Here is a 19748-nt window from a genome sequence, read left to right as displayed (position 1 = left end):
GCGTGGTGGGAATGCTAGGTGGCCGCTCGCGCGGGTGACAAGGCAGGCGCGGCCGCCCGGAGCCGGCCCGGCTCAGGCCGGGGGACGCCGGTCCCGCAGGGCGGCACGGATCGGTCCGAGCACCTCCTCGTCGTGCTCCCCGACCGCCGGGACCCGGAGCCGGCGCGGCCCGTAGGCCAGGCCGACCGAGGTCATCGGCCCCGGCGCGGCGACGGTGCGCCCGGCGGGTGACGTCACGCGGACCACGCTCTCGTCGCCCCGCGCGTCGAGGTGCCGCACCGCCTCGTCCAGCTCGCGGACGGGGCCGGACGGGACGGCCAGCTCGCGCATCAGGGCGAGGATGTCGTCGCACGCGCGGTCGCGGCACCACTGCGCCAGGTACTCGTCGACCTCGTCACGCCCGGTCAGCACGGCCTCGTCGTACGGCAGCTGCTCGGCCCAGTCGTCGCGGCCGACGGCGTGGCAGAACCGCTCCCACTTAACGGGGCCGACGGGGGCCAGGTGCACGAAGCCGTCGCGGGCGGCGTACGTGTTCGCGATCGACACGGGCACCCGGTTGCCCTCACGCATGTAGGGGCGCCCGTCGAGCGACTCGTGGATGTCGTGGGCGAGCAGGCCCATGTAGGAGCTCAGCATGTTGACGTCGACGAACTGGGCCTCGGGCGAGACGTCGCGGACGCGCAGCGCCATCAGCACGGACATCGTGGCGCGGTAGGCGGTGATGTGGTCGGCGACGAAGGTGCCGATGAACATGGGGTCGCCCTCGGACGTCCCGGTCATCTGCGGGATGCCGCTCATGCCCTGGATGATGCCGTCGAAGGCGAGCATCGCCCGGTCGGGACTGGTCGCGCCGAAGCCGGTGATGTGGACCATGATGATCGACGGGTTCACCGCCTTCAGGGCCTCGAACCCCCAGCCGAGCCGCTCGGGCACCTCGACGCTGTAGTTCGTCACCACGACGTCCGAGTCCTTTACGAGGCGCAGCAGCGCCGCCAGGTCGTCCGGCTCCTTGAGGTTCAGCACCACGCTGCGCTTGCCGCGGTTCTGCGCCGAGAAGTAGATGCTGTCGTCGTCGGCCAGGGGCATCGCCTGACGAGCGAGCTCGCCACCGGGCGGCTCGACCTTGATGACGTCGGCCCCGTGGTCGGCCAGGATCTGTCCGGTGTGCGGCCCCGCGATCGCGTGGGTCAGCTCCAGGACCCGGATCCCGTCGAGGGCAGGCGTGGTCGCCATGGGCGCTCCTTCCGACGTCACTGCGGCGCGATCGACGAGGCCAGCTTCTCCAGGCCGACCTTCGACACCTTGCCGGTCGGCGCCAGCGGCATCTCGTCGATGATCTCGACGCGCGGGATCTTGTACGTGGCCATGTGGTCGCGGCACCACGCCAGCAGGTCGTCGGCCGTGACCTCCGACGCCGCCCCGGGTTCGAGCTGCACGTAGGCGACGGGCACCTGACCCTTCTTCGGGTCCGCGATGCCGATCACGCCGCAGGCGGCGATGCGGGGGTGCCGGCTGAAGAGGTGCTCCAGCTCGGAGGGGAACACGCTCATCCCGTTGACCTTGAGCATCTCCTTGGTGCGGCCGAGGTAGTGCAATGCGCCGGTCTCGTCGACCATGCCGATGTCACCGGTGTGGAGCCACCCGTCGCGCAGCGTCTCGGCAGTCGCCTCCGGCCGGTTGTGGTAGCCGCGCATCATGCTGAGGGAGCGCACGATGATCTGGCCCTCCTCGCCCACCGGGAGCAGCTCGCCGGACTGGAAGTCGACGATCGCCACCTCGGTGCCGGGGATTGGGATGCCGGTGAACCCCGGTCGGCCCTTCAGGTCGGCGTCGTCCTGCTGCAGGCCCAGGGTGAAGGTGTCGAGCGTGTGGTCCTCGGTCATGCCGTAGGAGCTCTCGCGGATGATGCCCGGGGCGCCGGTCTCGCGTGCCCACCGCTCGCGGATCTCGACCGTGAGCTTGGTGACGAACGACATCGTGACGGGGGACTTCATGGAGGCCAGCGACAGGCCCGAGTCCTTCGCCGTGTCGAGGAGCTCGAGGTAGCTGTCGACCGTGCCGGCCATGGCGGTCACGCCGTACGCGTCGATGGACCGCAGCACCTCCTCGGCGTCCCAGCGGTAGTGCAGCACGCAGGTGCCGCCGGTCATGACGGACACGAGGAACGCGTCCTCGCCGGCGATCCAGAACACCGGGACGAACACGAGGCTCACCGTGTCCGGGCCGCCGCCGAAGCCGAACTGCCCGCCGCTCACGGCGGTGTAGAGCATGTCGGCCTGCGTGTGCTCGCAGCCCTTGGGCATGCCGGTCGTGCCGCCGGTGTAGTTCAGCGCCGCGAGGGCGTGGGGGTCGTCGGGGTCGGCCGGCGCGGGAAGGTCGTCGCGGTCGACGACCGAGAGGAAGCGCGTCGTGTCAGGGGTGACCGGCGCGTCGGCCACCATGCCGCGCGGGAGGTCGGCGCCGTCCGGCAGGAAGTCGGTGTTGGCCGAGGCGATGACCTCGGCGACGTCGGTGCCCTCGCCGCCCGCACGGAACTCCGTGGCGACCTCGTCGAGGATGAAGGCGAAGGTGGCGGCGGAGTCGAGCAGCTCGTAGTTGATCTCCTCGCGGCGGAACATCGGGTTCACCGGGACGTGCACGCCACCGGCCTTCAGGATGCCGAAGAACGCGATGATGAACTGCGGGCAGTTCGGCATCATCACGGCGGCGCGGTCGCCGGGGGCGAAGCCGCGGTGCACGAGGTACGCGGCGACCCGGTCGCTCGCGCGGTCCAGCTCGGCGTACGTGACCGTCCGCCCGTGGTAGACGATCGCGGCGTGGTCGGGGCGCTCCGAGGCCCACGACCGGAGGTAGTGCGTGACCGTGGACTCTCCGAACGGGTAGTCGACGGTGCGCCCGACCGCCTCGGGCCAGGCGCGCCGGCGGAGGTCCGCCAGGTTCGCCAGGTACGGATCGATCTCGCGGTGGAACTGCTCCGACATCCTCACAGGAAACGCACCTCTCGGCCGACGATCTGACTTGAAGTTGAAACAAGTTTCAGTTTGAACACTATGACCTTCATCACGTCTGGTCAACGCCACATTCGCGCGGGCCGGTCGGGGAATTCCCGCTGAACGATCGTTCACCACTGGGGCGTGGCGAGTTGAGGTCCGTGCGGTGCCGTTGAAGATTTCCCCTTGCCTGATGTGATTTCCGTCTCTATCGTCGTCGGCACGAGGACCTAAGCAGTCGCTTAGACCACTCGAGCGTGACCACCTGCGAAAGGAACCAGCTCATGATCAGGTCCCGAATCGGCGTCGCCGTCGCGGCCGCCGTGCTTGTCGCGGTCAGTGCCTGTGGAGGAGGAGGGTCGGACGACGGATCGGGCAGCGGCACGCTCCGCGTGGCCACCCAGGCCGACATCTCCTCGATGGATCCCATCCGGGGCAACTCCGGTGGCGACCACCAGATGCTCTACCCGCTCTACGACACCCTCGTGTCGTTCGACAAGGACCTGAAGCCCCAGCCCGGGCTGGCCGAGTCGTGGGAGTACAAGTCGCCCACCGAGCTCGTGCTGAAGCTGCGCGACGGAGTCACGTTCCACGACGGCGCGCCGTTCAACGCCGAGGCGGTCAAGTACAACCTCGAGCGCGCCGCGGCCGAGGGCTCGAACATCGTCGCCGACGTCGAGTCGATCGAGTCCGTCGACGTCGTCGACGACCTCACCGTGCAGCTGAACCTCGCCCAGCCGAACTCCGCGCTCGTCATGACCCTGGCCGACCGCGCCGGGATGATGGTGTCGCCGAAGGCGGCCGAGGCCGCGGGTGGCGACCTGAGCACGAAGCCGGTGGGCGCCGGCGGCTGGAAGTTCGTCGAGTGGAAGCGCGGCGCCTCCATGACGTACGAGAAGTTCGACGACTACTGGGACAAGGACGTCGAGCGGATGGACAAGGTCGTCATCAGCGTCATGCCGGAGCCGAAGACGCGAGCCACGTCGCTGCGCTCGGGTCAGCAGGACATCGCCTGGGACATCGTGCCGTCCGACGCCGAGTCGATCCAGAAGGACGACAGTCTCACGCTCGACGAGCAGCCCCGCATGTGGACCTGGATGATCTACACGAACCGGGCGTCCAAGGAGCTCGGCGACCCGCGGGTCCGCCGGGCGCTGAGCCTGGCCATGGATCGCGACCTGCTCCTCAAGAGCGCGTACTTCGGCCTCGGTGCGAAGCCGCGCGGCTTCCTGCCCGACGGCTACTGGGCCGAGCCCGCGGACGACGTCCAGCTGGACTACGACCTCGACGAGGCCAGGAAGCTGATCGCCGACGCCGGCGCGGAGGGCCTGACCTTCGACATGCTGCTCTACGCCGACGCCACGTCGACGCGCGTCGGGGAGATCCTCAAGGAGCAGTGGTCCGAGATCGGCGTGACCGTCAACCTGATGCCCCGTGAGGTCAACCAGGCCAACGGCGACTACTTCAACGACATCAAGACGCCGGCGTTCTTCGCGGCGTGGACCGGCCGTCCGGACCCGGCGCTGACCTACCGGCTGATGTTCACGAAGGAGGCCTACTTCAACACCTCGAAGCAGTCGACGCCCGGCATCGAGGAGGCGCTGGCCAAGGACGCCGGCCTGACCGAGCCGGAGGAGCGCAAGGCGGCGCTCGACGATGCATCGCGGGCCGTGGTCGACGACATGCCGATCATCCCCATCGTGTTCCAGCACTCCCTGACGGGACTGGGGGAGAAGGTCGAGGGCTTCGAGAACAACCTGCTCGGCAAGCCGAAGCTGACGGGCGTGACGTTGAAGGAGTGACCCGAGGGAGCGCCCCGGACCGTCGTCGAGGACGGTCCGGGGCGTCTCACGTCTCGACCGTGCCTCGCCGTTGCCACCAGCTGCCGTCCCGCCCCTTGGGTCGCGGAGCACAGGAACGGCGAAGGCCGCGAACCCCGAGGGGCTCGCGGCCTTCGCCGTTGCTGCGTCAGCTCACTTCCAGCGCTCGCTGGCCGGAACGAAGTCCAACTGGCGTCCGCCGGTGTAGATCTGCTTGGGGCGGGCGATCTTCTGCTCCGGGTCGTCCACCAGCTCGAGCCACTGCGCCAGCCAGCCCGACGTGCGGGGGATGGCGAACAGGACCGTGAACATCTCCGGCGGGAACTGCAGGGCCTCGTAGATCAGGCCCGAGTAGAAGTCGACGTTCGGGTAGAGCTTGCGCTTGACGAAGTACTCGTCCTCGAGCGCGATCTTCTCCAGCTCCTGGGCGACCTCGAGCAGCGGGTTGACCCCGGTGACCTCGAAGACGTCGTCGCAGGCCTTCTTGATGATCGTGGCGCGCGGGTCGTAGTTCTTGTAGACGCGGTGACCGAAGCCCATGAGGCGCTCGTCGCCGTTCTTGACGCCCTCGATGAACGCCGGGACGTTCTCCTTGGTCTTGATGCGCTTCAGCATCTTGAGGACGGCCTCGTTGGCGCCACCGTGCAGCGGGCCGTAGAGGGCCGCGATGCCGGCGGTGACCGCCGAGTACGGGTCGACCTGGCTGGAGCCGACCGAGCGCACCGCGTTGGTGGAGGCGTTCTGCTCGTGATCGGCGTGCAGGATGAACAGCACCTCGAGGGCCTTGGCCAGGCGCGGGTCCGGGTCGTACTTCGGCTCGCTCATGCGGAACAGCATCGAGAGGAAGTTCTCGGTGTACGACAGGTCGTTGTCGGGGTAGACGTACGGCTTGCCCTGCGCGTGGCGGAAGGACCAGGCGCCGAGGGTCGGCATCTTCGCGATCATGCGCACGATCTGCTCGTGGCGGATCTGCGGGTCCTTGATGTTGCGGGCCTCGGGGTAGAACGTCGACAGGGCGCCGACGCTCGACAGCAGCATGCCCATGGGGTGCGCGTCGTAGCGGAAGCCCTGCAGTTGGCTCTTGAGGTTCTCGTGCACGAAGGTGTGGAACGTGATCTCGTGCACCCACTGGTCGTGCTGCTCCTTCGTGGGCAGCTCGCCGTGGATGAGCAGGTAGGCGACCTCCAGGTAGGTGGAGGACTCGGCGAGCTGCTCGATGGGGTAGCCCCGGTACTCGAGGATGCCCTTGTCGCCGTCGATGTAGGTGACGGCGCTGCGCGTGGAGGCGGTGTTGGTGAAGCCCGGGTCGTAGACGGCCAGGCCCGGGTCGTCGTCGGACTTGCCGATCTTGCCCAGGTCCGCGGCGCGGATGCTGCCGTCGGTGATCTCGACCTCGTACTCCTCGCCGGAGCGGTTGTCACGAATGGTCAGCGTCTGCTTGTCGGTCACGATTCGGGTCTCCTGTGACGTCAGAGAAGTAACGGCCGCGGGGGTGAGCGACCCACTCCAACCTAGTGTCCCCCGCACTCTCGCGCGAGAGCAGGGTCACGTTGTGGTGACCCGTTTTGACCCGCGTGGGTGCGGGCAGGTAATCTGGGCAGTCGTTGTGTTGCGGCATGTCATGTGGATCGTGCCCGACCGACGCGAAAGTCCCGACTTCACAGATTTCGATTTGCAGCGAGAAGGTCACGCCGTGCGTACGTACAGCCCGAAGCCTGCTGACATCACCCGTCAGTGGCACGTCATCGATGCCCAGGACATTGTCCTGGGCCGTCTCTCGGTTGCTGCGGCGACCCTCCTGCGAGGCAAGCACAAGCCCACCTATGCGCCCCATGTCGACGGTGGTGACTTCGTCATCATCATCAACGCCGACAAGGTCGCACTGTCGGGCAACAAGCGCTCCGACAAGAACGTCTACCGCCACAGCGGTTACCCGGGCGGCCTGAAGCAGATCGCCTACGGCGACCTGCTCGACAAGGACGCCCGCAAGGCGATCGAGAAGTCGGTGCGCGGCATGCTCCCCAAGAACCGTCTCGGCCGTCAGCTCATCACGAAGCTGAAGGTCTACGCCGGCCCGGATCACCCGCATGCCGCCCAGAAGCCCCAGCCGTTCGAGATCACGCAGATCTCCCAGTAAGCGAGAAGCAGGTTCATCGTGGCTGAGACCACCACCGAAGAGACCGAGTACACCACCAACTCCGAGGGTGTCGCCTACACGTCGGAGTCCTCCGGCGCTGCCGCGACCGGCGAGATCAAGTCGATCATCGCTCCCGGCTCGGCGACCGGCCGTCGCAAGGAGGCCGTGGCCCGGGTTCGCATCGTTCCCGGCACCGGCGTCTGGACCGTCAACGGCAAGCCGCTCGAGGAGCACCTGCCGAACAAGCTGCACCAGCAGATCGCCAAGGAGGCGCTGGCCGTCACCGGCCTGGTGGACTCCTTCGACGTGATCGCTCGCGTCAGCGGCGGCGGCATGACCGGCCAGGCCGGCGCGCTGCGCCTCGGTGTGGCCCGTTCGCTCAACGCGATCGACGTCGAGGTCAACCGACCCACCTTGAAGAAGGCCGGCCTCCTGACCCGCGACTCGCGGATCAAGGAGCGCAAGAAGGCTGGACTCAAGAAGGCCCGCAAGGCGCCGCAGTACAGCAAGCGCTGATCTGCCGGCGCGCATGGGCCGGATCTTCGGTACCGATGGTGTTCGGGGTCTGGCCAATCGGGACCTGACCGCCGAGCTCGCGGTCGACCTCTCGGTCGCCGCGGCCCACGTCCTCGGCGAAGCCGGTGCCTTCGCCGACCAGCGCCCCACGGCAGTCGTCGCCCGCGACACCCGCGCCTCCGGAGAATTCCTGGAGGCCGCGGTGGTCGCGGGTTTGGCGTCTGCGGGGGTCGACGTGCACCGCCTCGGCGTGGTGCCCACCCCCGGTGCGGCCTACCTGACGGCGTTCCTCGAGGCCGACATGGGCGTCATGATCTCCGCCAGCCACAATCCGATGCCCGACAACGGCATCAAGTTCCTGGCGCGCGGCGGGGTCAAGCTCGACGACGCGATCGAGGCTGCCATCGAGCAGCGCCTCGAGGAGCCGTGGGACCGGCCCACGGGTGCCGACGTGGGTCGCGTCGGTGACAGCCACGCCGGACTCGGCGCCTACGTGCGCCACCTGCTCGACACCCTGCCCACCCGCCTCGACGGGATGCGTGTCGTCCTCGACTGCGCGAACGGCGCCACCCACGAGGCGGCCCCCGACGCCTTCGCCCGGGCGGGCGCCGAGGTCATCGCGATCCATGCCGAGCCCGACGGGCTCAACATCAACGAGCGCTGCGGCTCCACGCACCTGGACGACCTGCGCCGCGTGGTCGTCGAGCGCCGGGCCGACGTCGGCTTCGCGTTCGACGGCGACGCCGACCGCTGCCTGGCGGTCGACCAGTTCGGCGAGGTCGTCGACGGCGACCAGATCCTGGCCATCCTGGCCCTGCGCGACAAGCGCGAGGGCTTGCTGGTCGACGACACGGTCGTGGCCACGGTGATGAGCAACGTCGGCTTCTCCCGCGCGATGGACGCCGCGGGCATCACCGTCCTGCGCACGGCGGTCGGCGACCGCTACGTGCTCGAGGAGATGCGCGCCGGGGGTTACACGCTGGGCGGCGAGCAGTCCGGCCACGTCATCATGGGCCGCCACGCCACCACCGGCGACGGCACTCTCACGGCGCTCCAGCTGGCCGCCGAGATGGCCACCACGGGCCGCACGATGTCCGAGCTGGCCTCGGTGATGCAGCGGCTGCCGCAGGTGCTCGTCAACGTCGGCGGCGTCGACCGCGCCGGTGCCGCCAGCCACGAGGTGCTGCTGGCCGAGGTCGCGGCCGCCGAGGAGAAGCTCGGCGACTCCGGTCGCGTGCTGCTGCGTCCCTCGGGCACCGAGCCGCTCGTGCGCGTCATGGTCGAGGCGCCCACCGCCGACCAGGCGCAGGAGATCGCCGACCACCTCGCCGGCGTCGTCCGCACGACCCTCGCGCTCTGACCATGGTCACCGTGGAGCCGGGAGGGCTCGACTGCGACGACGTCCGCGCGCTGCTGTCCGAGCACCTCACCGAGATGTTCGCCACCAGCCCCGCCGAGAGCGTGCACGCGCTCGACTTCGACGCCCTGCGGCACGAGGCGATCAGCTTCTGGACGGCTCGCGAGGACGGCCGGCTGCTGGGCTGCGGAGCGCTCAAGGACCTCGGATCGGGGCACGGTGAGATCAAGTCGATGCGCACGACGGCGCTCGCCCGCGGCCGCGGTGTGGCCACCACGCTGCTCGAGCACCTCGTCCGGAACGCGCGCGAACGCGGCTTCACCCGGCTGAGCCTCGAGACCGGCACCGAGCCGTACTTCGCTCCCGCCCGGCGCCTCTACGTCCGTCACGGGTTCGAGCCGTGCGAGCCGTTCGCCGACTACGTGCCCGACCCCCACAGCGTCTTCCTCACCCGCGCGATCTGACCCTGTCGGCGCCCGTGCTTCGGTGCGAGAATGCCCGGGTGAGCTTGACCATCGACGTGCTCGATCCCACCGACCACGGCAGTTTCGTGGAGTTCCACGACGTCTACCTGCGGTCCAACGAGCGCTACATCGACCAGCCGTGGTCCGCCGACGAGCTGCGCGTGCTGCTCATCGGCGACGCCTACACCCGCTGCGACTCCCTGCTGCTGCGCGACGGCGAGACCGTCGTCGCGGTGGCGCTGGCCGAGCTGCCCGAGCGAGACAACGCCACCACCGCGTTCGCGGAGGTGTGGGTGCCGCCCGAGCTGCGACGGCGCGGCCACGGCACCGCCCTGCTCGAGCGCCTGGAGCTGCGCGTGGCCGAGGACGGCCGCGACCAGGTCCTCACCGAGACGCTGCGCCCGATCGAGGACGAGACCGGGTCCGGGCGTGAGTTCATGCTGGCCCGCGGCTACCGCTTCGACACGCAGTTGGTCCAACGCGAGCTCGCCCTGCCGGCCGACGTGCCGCCCGCCGAGCCCCGGGACGGGTACACCCTGGCCGCGTGGCGGGGCGCCCCGCCGCAGCAGTGGCTCGAGCAGTACGCGCACCTGCGCGCGCTGCTCAACCAGGAGGCGCCGTCCGGGGAGACGCAGCTGGAGAACGAGTACTGGGACCCCGACCGGCTGCTGCACGAGGTCGACCAGTGGAAGCGCCAGCGCCGGGTAGCCCAGACCGTGGTGGCGGTCGCGCCCGACGGCACGCTCGCCGGCCACACGCAGCTGCTGTTCCCGCACGGGACGCCCGAGGTCTACCAGTGGGACACCCTCGTGCTGCCCGAGCACCGCGGCCACGGGCTCGGCTTCTCGCTCAAGCAGCAGGCCATGCGCGAGTCCAGCGACCTGATGCCCGGCCGTCGCCGCGTCGTCACGTGGAACGACGCCCAGAACGACCACATGATCGCCGTCAACGAGGACCTCGGCTACCGCGCCAGCGCGTGGGCCGACCAGTGGGTCAAGCACCTCGCCTGACGGTGCCGGCGGTCAGAGCTTGCGCAGCCGGACCCACTCGACCGTGTGGTCGGCCGACTTGCGCAGCACGAGGTCGGCGCGGCCGCGGGTGGTGGCCACGTTCTCGCGCAGGTTCGGCCAGTTGATCGTGTCCCAGAGCTCCTCGGCGCGCATGACGGCCTCGGCGTCGGTCAGGGTGCTGTAGCGGTGGAAGTACGACGCGGGATCGGCGAAGGCGGTCTCGCGCAGCCGCAGGAACCGGCTGATGTACCAGCGGCGGATGTCGCGGCTGTTCGCGTCGACGTAGACCGAGAAGTCGAAGAAGTCGCTGATCGCCAGGCCCGGCGAGCCGTCGCCACGGGTGCGCGGGGGAGCGAGGACGTTGAGGCCCTCGACGATGAGGATGTCGGGACGCTTCAGCGAGACGGTCTCGTCGGTGCGGTCGTAGGTGAGGTGGTCGTAGACCGGCGCCTCGATGTGCTCGGCGCCGCTCTTGGCCTGCATGACGAAGCGCAGCAGCGCCTTGCGGTCGTACGACTCGGGGAAACCCTTGCGGTGCATGATGCCGCGCCGCTCGAGCTCGGCGTTCGGCAGCAGGAAGCCGTCGGTGGTCACGAGGGCGACGTGCGCGTGGTCGTCGTGCTGGGCCAGCAGGTCGCGCAGCAGGCGCGCCGTGGTGGACTTGCCGACCGCGACCGATCCGGCCAGGCCGATGATGAACGGCACACGGTCGGGCTGGGGATCGCCGAGGAACCGCTCGGTGGCCCGGTAGAGCGCCTCGGCCAGCCGGACGCGCAGGCTGATGAGCTGCGTGAGGGGCACGTAGACCTGCTGCACCTCCTCGAGATCGAGCTCCTCCCCGAGGCCCCGGACGCGCTCGATCTCCTCGCCGGACATCGGTTGGACGGCATCGCGTGCGAGCTCGGCCCACGCGGAGCGTTCGAGCTCCACGTAGGGGGACGGGTCCCGTGACATACCGACCATTGTTGCCAGCGACCTCGCCCACCGCTCAGTCGGTACCCTGAACCCATGTGTGGAATCGTCGGATACGTGGGCCATCGCCAGGCGCTGGACGTCGTGATGGGCGGTCTGCGACGGCTGGAATACCGCGGCTACGACTCCACCGGAGTCGGCGTCGTCGACGGCGACCGGATCGCCTGGGCGAAGAAGGCCGGCAAGCTCGCGAACCTCGACGCCGAGTTGTCCGAGCACCCGCTGCCGGCGTCCACCACCGGCATCGGCCACACGCGCTGGGCCACCCACGGCGGCCCCACCGACGCGAACGCCCACCCCCACCTCGACCCGGGTGAGCGGGTCGCCGTCGTGCACAACGGCATCATCGAGAACTTCATAGTGCTGCGCGACGAGCTCGAGGCCGCGGGCTACGAGTTCGCGTCCGAGACCGACACCGAGGTCGTCGCCCACCTGCTGCACCGCGAGCTGCAGCAGACCGCCGACCTCCCCGGCGCCGTGCGCGCGGTGTGCCGGCAGCTCCAGGGCGCGTTCACCCTCGTGTTCGCCGACGCCCTGAACCCCGGCGTCGTCGTGGGCGCCCGGCGCAACTCCCCGCTCGTGGTGGGACGGGGCGACGGCGAGAACTTCCTCGGCTCCGACGTGGCGGCGTTCATCGACTACACGGCCGAGGCCATCGAGCTGGGCCAGGACCAGGTCGTCACGATCACCGCCGACTCGATCGAGGTCACCGACTTCGACGGCCGCGAGGCGCCCACCACCGCCTACACGGTCGACTGGGACGTCACCGCCGCCGAGAAGGGCGGCTACGAGTGGTTCATGGCCAAGGAGATCGACGAGCAGCCCAAGGCCGTCGCCGACACCCTGCTCGGCCGCGTCGGGGCCGACGGCCGTCTCCAGCTCGACGAGATGCGCCTGTCCGACGACGAGCTGCGCGAGATCGACAAGATCATCGTCATCGCGTGCGGCACCGCCTCCTACGCCGGCCTCGTGGCCAAGTACGCGATCGAGCACTGGACCCGCATCCCCTGCGAGGTCGAGCTCGCGTCGGAGTTCCGCTACCGCGACCCGATCATCGACCGCTCCACGCTGGTCGTGGCGATCAGCCAGTCGGGCGAGACCATGGACACCCTCATGGCCATCCGCTACGCGCGCCAGCAGCGCGCCCGGGTGCTGTCGATCTGCAACACCAACGGCTCCACGATCCCGCGCGAGTCCGACGCGGTGATCTACACGCACGCGGGTCCCGAGATCGCGGTCGCGTCCACCAAGGGCTTCCTCTCGCAGATGGTCGCCTGCTACCTGCTCGGTCTCTACCTGGCCCAGGTCAAGGGCGCGAAGTACGGCGACGAGATCAGCCACGTCATCGACGAGCTGCACGCCATTCCCGCGAAGGTCCAGCGGATGCTCGACGAGGGTGACCAGGTGCGCAAGCTCGCGGCCGACCTCGTCGACCGGCGCTCGTTCCTCTTCCTGGGCCGCCACGTCGGCTTCCCCGTGGCGCTCGAGGGCGCGCTGAAGCTCAAGGAGCTGGCCTACGTCCACGCCGAGGGGTTCGCCGCCGGTGAGCTCAAGCACGGGCCGATCGCGCTGGTCGAGAAGGGCCTGCCGATGTTCGTCGTCGTGCCGCCCCGGGCGCGCGACCAGCTGCAGGAGAAGATCGTCAGCAACATCCAGGAGGTGCGGGCCCGCGGTGCCTACACGATCGTCCTGGTCGAGGACGGCGACGACTCGGTCGTACCCTTCGCCGACGTCGTGATCCGGCTGCCGAGGACGCCCACCCTCCTGCAGCCCCTCGTGGCCACCGTGCCGCTGCAGATCTTCGCGGGCGAGCTGGCCGAGCTGCTGGGTCACGACGTCGACCAGCCGCGCAACCTGGCCAAGTCCGTCACGGTCGAGTGATCCGATGCTGACCGCCCACACCGTCGCGCAGGTGCGCGCGGCGGAGGAGGTCGCCGCCGCCGAGCGGGGCTGGGACGCCCTCATGCAGAGCGCCGCCACGGCGCTGGCGCACCGGGTCTCGCGGGTCGTGCCCGCCCACGAGGCGCTCGTCGTCCTGGTCGGTCCGGGCAACAACGGCGGCGACGCGCTGTTCGCCGCCGCGCACTGGTGCCGCGAGGGCCGTCGGGTCAACCTGTGCCTGCTCGACCCGGCGGCGGTACACCCCGCCGGGCTGGAGGCCGCGCGCGAGGCCGGTGCCCGCGTGGTCGGGGGACCCGAGGGCCACCGCTTCGTCGTGGACGCGATCTTCGGCATCGGGGCGCGCCCCGGGCTCGAGGGCACGGCGGCCGCGTGGGCGCGGTGGATCGAGCGCGAGCGGCCCTTCGTGGTGGCCGTTGACGTGCCGTCGGGCATCGGCGTCGACGACGGCCGGCTCGACGGGCCCGCGGTCCGCGCCGACCTGACCGTCACCTTCGCCACCGCCAAGTACGGCCTGCTGGCCGGTCCGGCGGCCGAGCTGGCCGGCGAGGTGGACGTCGTCGACATCGGACTTGACCTCGCCGCCGAGTCCGCCCTGGAGGCGCTCGGGCCGGGCGACGGGCCGCGGTTCCGCGACGCCATCGTGCCGGGACGTGACGCCCACAAGTACACGCGCGGCGTACTGGGAGTCCGAGCCGGCTCCCCGCAGTACGCCGGTGCCGCGCACCTCTGCGTCGCGGGGGCCCAGGCCGGTCCGGCGGGCATGATCCGCTTCGTCGGCGCCCAGGAGCTGGCGCGCCGGGTCGTCGACCGCGCGCCCGAGATCGTCGCCCGCCGCGGGCGGGTCCAGGCGTGGGTCGTCGGGTCGGGCGGCGAGGACACGCCCGCGCCGCTCGCCGCCGCGCTCCGCGACGACGTGCCGGTGGTCGTGGACGCGACGGCGCTGCACCACCTGCCCGACACCTTCGAGGTCGACGCCCTCCTGACGCCGCACGCCGGCGAGCTCGCCGCGGTGCTGGACACCGACCGCGAAGCCGTCGAGGCCGACCCGCTGCGCCACGCCCGCGAGGCCGCCGCGCGGTGGGGCGCCACGGTGCTGCTCAAGGGACCGCGCACCGTCATCGCCGCCCCGGACGGCCGCCTGCGGGTGAACCTCACCGGTACCCCGTGGCTCGGCACGGCCGGCTCCGGTGACGTGCTGGCCGGCTTCATCGGCTCCCTGCTGGCCGCCGGCCTCGAATCCTTCGACGCCGGCTCGGTGGGCGCCCTGCTGCACGGGCTCGCCGCCGAGCGCCTCGGCGGCCCCCTCGTCGCCTCCGACGTCGCGCGCGAGCTGCGCCCCGTCCTCCACGACTTCTGTGACGACGTTCCCCGGGGTGGCCGTCCGTGAGCGCCAACGCGGAGCTCGTCATCGACCTCGACCAGTACCGCGCCAACCTCGCGGCGCTGCGGGCCCACGCGCCCGGAGCCCTGCAGATGGCCGTGGTGAAGGCGAACGCGTACGGGCACGGGATGGTCCCCGTCGCGCGCGCCGCCCGGCAGGCCTCGGTGGACTGGCTCGGGGTCGCCACGCCGGCCGAGGCGCTCGAGCTGCGCGCCGCCGGCGACCACGGGCCGCTGCTGTGCTGGCTCGCGGTGCCCGGCGCTCCCTTCACCGAGCTGATCGGCGCGGACGTCGAGGTGACCGCCTCCGGCGTCGATCAGCTCGAGGCCATCGCCGCCGCCGGCGACCGCCCGCGCGTCCAGCTCAAGGTCGACACGGGACTGTCGCGCAACGGTGCCTTCGGGCCGCAGTGGGACGATCTCGTGGCGGCCGCCGCTCGCATGCAGGCCGCCGGCCGGATCGAGGTCACGGGCGTCTGGTCGCACTTCGCCAGCGCCGACGAGCCCGAGCACCCGGCGAACGACCACCAGGAGGCCGTGTTCCGGGCCGCGGTCGACCAGCTGGCCGCCGCAGGCGTCCACCCGGCGCTGCGCCACCTCGCGAACTCCGCCGCGGCGGTCACGCGTCCGTCCTCCCACTTCGACCTCGTCCGCCTCGGCATCGCCACCTACGGCATCGCTCCAGACCCGGCGGTCCCCGTACCTGACGTGCGTCCCATCCTCACCGCACGCACTGTGCTGGCGAACGTCAAACGGGTCCCGGCGGGCAGCTCCGTGTCCTACGGCTGGCGCTGGAGCGCCGACCGTGAGACCACCCTCGGCCTCGTCCCGGTGGGCTACGGCGAGGGCATCCACCGCACCGCCTCGAACCGGGCGCAGGTGGGGTTCGCGGGCGGCCGCGCGCCCGTCCGTGGGACGATCTGCATGGACCAGCTGGTCGTCGACCTGGGCGACCGGCCCGCCCGGATCGGCGATCCGGTCACGGTGTTCGGGCCCGGCGACGACGGCGAGCCCACCGCCCAGGACTGGGCGGACGCCGCCGGCACGATCGCCTACGAGATCGTCACGCGCCTCGCCGGACGGTGGTCCCGGACCTACCGAGGAGAGCGATGACATCGGTCGCAGGACGTGTCGCAGCCACCGCAGGCGCCTTCGCGGCGGCGGGGGTGGCCGGTGCCGCCGCGACGATCCTCAACAAGCGCAAGACCGAGCAGCGCCGCCTCCAGCGTGGCGAGGAGATCGCGTTCGGCACGGTTCGTGGCGACTCGTACTACGTCTCCGCCGCCGACGACGTCCCGATCCACGTCGAGGTCGACGAGGGCCCGGCGCCGACCGTCGTCTTCGTGCACGGCTGGATGTGCGACCTCGACACGTGGCACTTCCAGCGCCTCGCGCTGCGCGACCAGGCCCGTCTCGTGTTCATGGAGCAGCGATCGCACGGACGCTCCGGACGCAGCGGTCCGCGCAACTCCTCGCTCCACGACATGGCCGACGACCTGCGCCGCGTGCTGGACGCGCACGCCGCCGAAGGGCCCGTGGTCATCGTCGGGCACTCGATGGGCGGCATGGCCGTCATGCAGCTGGCCCAGCTCGATCCCGAGCTGTTCGACGACCGCGTGAAGGGCGTCGTGCTCATCAGCACGAGCGCCGGCCAGCTGATGCGGCGCAGCCCCGGCCTGCGCTTCGTCGTGCCGCTGGTGAAGGCCGCCAGCCCGCTGCTCGACTGGGGCCGCGAGTTCAACAGCTACTCGATCATCCGTCGCTGGGCGTTCGGGGCGCACGCGCAGCCTGCGATCGTCGACATGGCCGACGAGATGATCCTGCGCGCCCCCACCGCGGTGGTGCTGAACTTCTACGACAACTTCGTCGAGCTCGACCTCGGGGCGGGACTGGGCGCCATCTCGCGCTGCCGCACCTCGGTGGTGTGCGGGACGAAGGACGTGATGACGCCGTTCAGCCACAGCCGCTGGCTCGCGCGCCACATCGCCGGAGCCGAGCTCGTGCCGGTCAACGACGCCGGCCACATGGTGATGCTGGAGGAGCACGAGCAGGTGACGGAGGCGATCGAGCGGGTCCTGAAGGACATCGCATGAGCGAGCGCCAGCGAGTGATCGAGAGTCCCCTCATGCCGGTGCCGACGTACTGTGCTTCTCCCACGGAGGTGGCGGCATGAGCAGTGAGCTCGACGTCACGCTGGTCGGCCCGGATCGCGCGGCCGAGGTCGTCGGAGTCATCCATCGTGCCTTCGCCGCGCGGCCGCGCCTCGATCCGCCCGCCACGGCCGGCGACGAGACCGTCGCGACGGTGGCCGCCTCGCTCGAGCGCGACGGCGGCCTGCTGGCCACCCGCCGCGGCCACCCGATGGGCGCGATCCTGTTCGACCGCTCCCGCCCGGGGATGCTGGGCCTGAAGCGCGTCAGCGTCGACCCGCTCGGCCGCGACCGCGGGGTCGCGTCCGTCATGGTCGGCGTCGCCGAGGACGTCGCCGAGGAGCAGGGCATGGACGGCATCTGGCTGACCGTGCGCGAGGAGCTTCCGGCCAACTACCGGTTCTGGAACCACCGGCTGTACCTGCCGGTGCGCCAGGACGGTCCCACGATCGAGATGGGCAAGACGCTGTGGCTGGCGCGCGAGGTGCCCGACGCCGACGCGATGCGCGACCTCGCCGCGCGCGTCGCCGGGCTGCTGCGCCCCGGTGACCTGCTCGTGCTGACCGGTGGTCTCGGTGCCGGGAAGACCACGTTCACGCAGGGCCTCGGCGAGGCGCTCGGCGTCCGCGGGCCCGTGACGTCCCCGACCTTCGTGATCGCGCGCACCCACCCCAGCGAGGTGGGCGGCCCGCCGCTCGTGCACGTGGACGCCTACCGCCTCGGCGACGCGGCCGAGATCGACGACATCGACCTCGACGCCACGACGGACGAGTCCGTGACGGTCGTGGAATGGGGCGAGGGGATGGCCGAGCAGCTGTCCGACAGCTGGCTGTCGATCTCGATCGAGACCCGCGCGGCCAGTCCGGGCGATCCGCTCGGCACGGCCTGCGGCATCCCGTCGGACGAGATGCGCGTGGTCTCGATCCGGCCCCACGGCCGGCGCTGGCTCGAGGTCCCGTTGCGCACCGCCCTGCTCGGCTGAGCCCGGCGCGCCGAGCGCGTTCGGACCCTGCGATGCCCCGCAACTAGGCTGGGCCCGTGCTGCTGCTCGCGTTCGACACCGCCACCCCGGCGATCTCCGTCGCCCTCCACGACGGCTCGTCCGTCGTCGCCGAGGCCACGGGGGAGGGCGCCATGGCCCACGGCGAGCTGCTGGCGCCCGCGATCCGCACGGCGCTCGAGCGGGCTGGGGCCACCGCCGCCGACCTCACCGACGTCGCGGTCGGCGTCGGTCCGGGCCCGTTCACCGGGCTGCGTGTCGGTGTCGTCACGGCACTCACCCTGGGCCAGACCCTCGGCCTGGCCACGCACGGCGTGTGCTCGCTGGACATCCTCGCCGCCGAGGCCGCGGGCCTGCTCGACACCGACTTCGTCGTGGCCACGGACGCGCGTCGCAAGGAGGTCTACTGGGGCCGCTTCCGCGCCGACGGGTCGCGCGTCACCGGCCCCGACGTCGACTACCCCGACACCGTCGCCGCGCTCGGACTGCCGGTGGTGGGCCGCGGGGGAGTGCTGTACGCCGACCGGCTCGCGGCGGTCGAGGGTGCGCCGCTCGACCCGTCCGCCGCCGCCCTGGCCGGCCTCGTCGCCGCCGGGAGGGCCGCCGAGCTCCCGCTCGAGCCGCTGTACCTGCGCCGACCCGACGCGATGCCCCAGGTCGCGCCCAAGCTGGCATGATCCGGTCCGCGGGCCTGCGTGATCTCGACACGCTGGAGTCGATCGAGAACGCGAGCTTCGGCCGCGACGCGTGGTCGTCCGGCCAGGTCCGCGACGAGCTGGTGGGCGACCGGATCGTCCTGGCGCTCGTCGACGAGTTCGGCGTCCGCGGCTACGCCTCGCTGCGGATGTTCGCCCCCGACGCCGAGCTGATGCGCATCGCCGTGGGTCTGGGGTCGCGGCGCCAGGGTGTGGGCTCGGAGCTGCTCGAGGCCGTGCAGGACGCCGCCCGTGCTCGCGGCGCCGAGCGGCTCCTGCTCGAGGTGGCCGACGACAACGGGGCGGCGCTCGCGCTCTACCGCCACGCCGGGTATCGCGAGACCGGCCGCCGCCGCGGCTACTACCGCTCCGGCGCGGACGCCGTGCTCATGGAGCTGGGCTTGGCATGACCGAGCTGCTCGACTCCATCCGCGCATGGCCGTGGTTCTGGGCGTGGCTGACGTTCTTCGTCATCGTGCTCCTGCGCGCCGGTGCCACCTACGGGATCGGGCGCGCAATCGCCGCCGGTCTGCTGCGCGAGCGCGAGCCCGGTCCGCGCGTCCGGGCCGCCATGCGACAGGTCGACCGCTGGGGTCCTCCGGCCGTCACCGTGAGCTTCTTCACGGTCGGCGCGCAGACTGCGGTGAACCTGGCCGCGGGCCTCGCGCGCATGTCGTTCCCGCGCTACCTGACCGGTCTCGTGCCGGGCGCGGTGATCTGGGCGACCATCTGGTCCACCATCGGGATGAGTGCGTTCCTGGCCGTCTTCACGGGCGGATCCGAGCGTCTCGCCTGGCTCTTCGTGCTGATGGTCGTGGTCGTCGTGGCGGTCCTGCTGAAGCGTTCGGCCAGCCAGGCCGACCCCGCGCGCGAGCCCGGCCCGGACTGATCCGCACGACCGGCGCCTGCTCCGGGTGCGTGGCAAGGTGGAGGCATGACTGATCCGCGCAACCAGCCCCCGGCCCCTTCCCAGTACCTGAGCCAGGACCAGGACCAGGACACGCTGCTCGGTCGCGAGACCCATGACCCGCTCGACGAGGGGCTGACCGCTCCCGAGCGCTGGTCGGCCGGCGAGGGATTCGGCACGACGGTCGACGAGCAGATCCAGGGCGAGTCGTTCGAGCAGCGCCTCTCGCAGGAGGAGCCTGACGTCGACCCCGACTCCGAGTGGAGCGAGGAGGACCTCGACGACGGTGAGGTCGGAGGTCGTCGCTCGGGCCGCCTCGTCGATCCCGAAGGCGGCAACGGCGTCGACCACGTGTCCGAGCTCGTCGGCGACGATGTCGGCATCGACGGTGCCGGTGCGAGTGCCGAGGAGGCCGCGGTCCACGTCGTCGAGGACGAGTGACGAGAAG

General features: G+C 71.0%; 19 protein-coding genes. 15 read left to right on the top strand and 4 right to left on the bottom strand.

Going from position 1 to position 19748, the window contains the following annotated elements:
• Positions 1–72: 72 nt before the first annotated feature.
• Both ACY1JX_RS07230 and ACY1JX_RS07225 read right to left on the bottom strand, forming a co-directional pair.
• Entirely contained in the window at positions 73–1233 is a 1161-nt protein-coding gene (locus tag ACY1JX_RS07230; protein WP_462565711.1) for a CaiB/BaiF CoA transferase family protein, read from the bottom strand.
• A 17-nt stretch (positions 1234–1250) separates the two neighbouring features.
• The gene (locus ACY1JX_RS07225; RefSeq protein ID WP_462565710.1) at positions 1251–2981 is read right to left on the bottom strand and encodes an AMP-binding protein; all 1731 of its coding nucleotides are present in this window, start codon (positions 2979–2981) and stop codon (positions 1251–1253) included.
• Positions 2982–3274: 293 nt separating this feature from the next.
• On the opposite strand from ACY1JX_RS07225, the gene ACY1JX_RS07220 reads away from it, so the two are divergent.
• On the top strand, positions 3275–4792 hold the full coding sequence (locus ACY1JX_RS07220) for an ABC transporter substrate-binding protein (RefSeq protein ID WP_462565709.1): 1518 nt from the start codon (positions 3275–3277) through the stop codon (positions 4790–4792).
• 171 nt (positions 4793–4963) lie between these two features.
• Here the strand turns inward: ACY1JX_RS07220 and ACY1JX_RS07215 are convergent, their stop codons facing one another.
• On the bottom strand, positions 4964–6259 hold the full coding sequence (locus ACY1JX_RS07215) for a citrate synthase (RefSeq protein WP_181754596.1): 1296 nt from the start codon (positions 6257–6259) through the stop codon (positions 4964–4966).
• A 244-nt stretch (positions 6260–6503) separates the two neighbouring features.
• Between ACY1JX_RS07215 and rplM the strand changes: the two genes are divergently transcribed.
• Genes rplM through ACY1JX_RS07190 form a run of 5 tightly spaced genes read left to right on the top strand, consistent with a single transcriptional unit; the run spans position 6504 to position 10294 of the window.
• Positions 6504–6947: a 50S ribosomal protein L13 gene (gene rplM / locus ACY1JX_RS07210; protein ID WP_181754598.1), complete on the top strand. Its 444-nt coding sequence runs from the start codon at positions 6504–6506 to the stop codon at positions 6945–6947.
• 18 nt (positions 6948–6965) lie between these two features.
• Complete coding sequence (gene rpsI / locus ACY1JX_RS07205) at positions 6966–7463, top strand: 30S ribosomal protein S9 (protein ID WP_181754600.1); 498 nt, start codon at positions 6966–6968, stop codon at positions 7461–7463.
• 13 nt (positions 7464–7476) lie between these two features.
• Complete coding sequence (gene glmM / locus ACY1JX_RS07200) at positions 7477–8823, top strand: phosphoglucosamine mutase (protein WP_286929218.1); 1347 nt, start codon at positions 7477–7479, stop codon at positions 8821–8823.
• 2 nt (positions 8824–8825) lie between these two features.
• Positions 8826–9284, top strand: coding sequence for a GNAT family N-acetyltransferase (locus ACY1JX_RS07195; protein WP_462565708.1), 459 nt, complete (start codon positions 8826–8828; stop codon positions 9282–9284).
• 38 nt (positions 9285–9322) lie between these two features.
• On the top strand, positions 9323–10294 hold the full coding sequence (locus ACY1JX_RS07190) for a GNAT family N-acetyltransferase (RefSeq protein ID WP_286929222.1): 972 nt from the start codon (positions 9323–9325) through the stop codon (positions 10292–10294).
• Between the two features lie 12 nt (positions 10295–10306).
• Here ACY1JX_RS07190 and coaA read toward each other — a convergent pair whose 3' ends face one another.
• Positions 10307–11257 (bottom strand): type I pantothenate kinase, encoded by a 951-nt coding sequence (gene coaA / locus ACY1JX_RS07185; protein WP_181754606.1) that lies wholly within the window; start codon positions 11255–11257, stop codon positions 10307–10309.
• Between the two features lie 45 nt (positions 11258–11302).
• Between coaA and glmS the strand changes: the two genes are divergently transcribed.
• The 9 genes from glmS to ACY1JX_RS07140 all read left to right on the top strand — a co-directional run bounded on the left by glmS (position 11303) and on the right by ACY1JX_RS07140 (position 19741).
• Complete coding sequence (gene glmS / locus ACY1JX_RS07180) at positions 11303–13147, top strand: glutamine--fructose-6-phosphate transaminase (isomerizing) (protein ID WP_462565707.1); 1845 nt, start codon at positions 11303–11305, stop codon at positions 13145–13147.
• Positions 13148–13151: 4 nt separating this feature from the next.
• Positions 13152–14555, top strand: coding sequence for an NAD(P)H-hydrate epimerase (locus tag ACY1JX_RS07175; RefSeq protein ID WP_462565706.1), 1404 nt, complete (start codon positions 13152–13154; stop codon positions 14553–14555).
• A complete protein-coding gene (gene alr, locus ACY1JX_RS07170; protein WP_286929229.1) occupies positions 14552–15661 on the top strand; it encodes an alanine racemase in 1110 nt (369 codons plus the stop codon). Before ACY1JX_RS07175 ends, alr begins: the two co-directional genes overlap by 4 nt.
• Positions 15658–16641 (top strand): alpha/beta fold hydrolase, encoded by a 984-nt coding sequence (locus ACY1JX_RS07165; protein ID WP_286929231.1) that lies wholly within the window; start codon positions 15658–15660, stop codon positions 16639–16641. The genes alr and ACY1JX_RS07165 overlap by 4 nt, the downstream gene beginning before the upstream one ends.
• Positions 16642–16717: 76 nt before the next feature.
• Positions 16718–17680, top strand: coding sequence for a tRNA (adenosine(37)-N6)-threonylcarbamoyltransferase complex ATPase subunit type 1 TsaE (gene tsaE, locus ACY1JX_RS07160; RefSeq protein WP_462565705.1), 963 nt, complete (start codon positions 16718–16720; stop codon positions 17678–17680).
• 56 nt (positions 17681–17736) lie between these two features.
• Positions 17737–18375, top strand: a complete 639-nt coding sequence (gene tsaB, locus ACY1JX_RS07155; RefSeq protein WP_462565704.1) for a tRNA (adenosine(37)-N6)-threonylcarbamoyltransferase complex dimerization subunit type 1 TsaB — start codon at positions 17737–17739, stop codon at positions 18373–18375.
• On the top strand, positions 18372–18803 hold the full coding sequence (gene rimI / locus ACY1JX_RS07150) for a ribosomal protein S18-alanine N-acetyltransferase (protein ID WP_462565703.1): 432 nt from the start codon (positions 18372–18374) through the stop codon (positions 18801–18803). Before tsaB ends, rimI begins: the two co-directional genes overlap by 4 nt.
• Positions 18800–19282, top strand: coding sequence for a DedA family protein (locus ACY1JX_RS07145; RefSeq protein ID WP_462565702.1), 483 nt, complete (start codon positions 18800–18802; stop codon positions 19280–19282). Before rimI ends, ACY1JX_RS07145 begins: the two co-directional genes overlap by 4 nt.
• Positions 19283–19327: 45 nt before the next feature.
• On the top strand, positions 19328–19741 hold the full coding sequence (locus ACY1JX_RS07140) for a DUF5709 domain-containing protein (RefSeq protein WP_181754629.1): 414 nt from the start codon (positions 19328–19330) through the stop codon (positions 19739–19741).
• Positions 19742–19748: the final 7 nt, after the last annotated feature.

The sequence above is a fragment of the Aeromicrobium sp. JP4 genome, from assembly GCF_054957925.1.
The sequence above is the reverse complement of the archived record's forward strand: the minus strand, read 5'-3'. Positions and strand labels throughout refer to the sequence as shown.

Bases quoted from the DNA above. Each gene is read 5' to 3' on its own strand.
- ACY1JX_RS07230 (WP_462565711.1), bottom strand. From the start codon at position 1,233: ATGGCGACCACGCCTGCCCTCGACGGGATCCGGGTCCTGGAGCTGACC.
- ACY1JX_RS07225 (WP_462565710.1), bottom strand. From the start codon at position 2,981: ATGTCGGAGCAGTTCCACCGCGAGATCGATCCGTACCTGGCGAACCTG.
- ACY1JX_RS07220 (WP_462565709.1), top strand. From the start codon at position 3,275: ATGATCAGGTCCCGAATCGGCGTCGCCGTCGCGGCCGCCGTGCTTGTC.
- glmM (WP_286929218.1), top strand. From the start codon at position 7,477: ATGGGCCGGATCTTCGGTACCGATGGTGTTCGGGGTCTGGCCAATCGG.
- ACY1JX_RS07195 (WP_462565708.1), top strand. From the start codon at position 8,826: ATGGTCACCGTGGAGCCGGGAGGGCTCGACTGCGACGACGTCCGCGCG.
- coaA (WP_181754606.1), bottom strand. From the start codon at position 11,257: ATGGTCGGTATGTCACGGGACCCGTCCCCCTACGTGGAGCTCGAACGC.
- glmS (WP_462565707.1), top strand. From the start codon at position 11,303: ATGTGTGGAATCGTCGGATACGTGGGCCATCGCCAGGCGCTGGACGTC.
- ACY1JX_RS07175 (WP_462565706.1), top strand. From the start codon at position 13,152: ATGCTGACCGCCCACACCGTCGCGCAGGTGCGCGCGGCGGAGGAGGTC.
- ACY1JX_RS07165 (WP_286929231.1), top strand. From the start codon at position 15,658: ATGACATCGGTCGCAGGACGTGTCGCAGCCACCGCAGGCGCCTTCGCG.
- tsaE (WP_462565705.1), top strand. From the start codon at position 16,718: ATGAGCAGTGAGCTCGACGTCACGCTGGTCGGCCCGGATCGCGCGGCC.
- rimI (WP_462565703.1), top strand. From the start codon at position 18,372: ATGATCCGGTCCGCGGGCCTGCGTGATCTCGACACGCTGGAGTCGATC.
- ACY1JX_RS07145 (WP_462565702.1), top strand. From the start codon at position 18,800: ATGACCGAGCTGCTCGACTCCATCCGCGCATGGCCGTGGTTCTGGGCG.
- ACY1JX_RS07140 (WP_181754629.1), top strand. From the start codon at position 19,328: ATGACTGATCCGCGCAACCAGCCCCCGGCCCCTTCCCAGTACCTGAGC.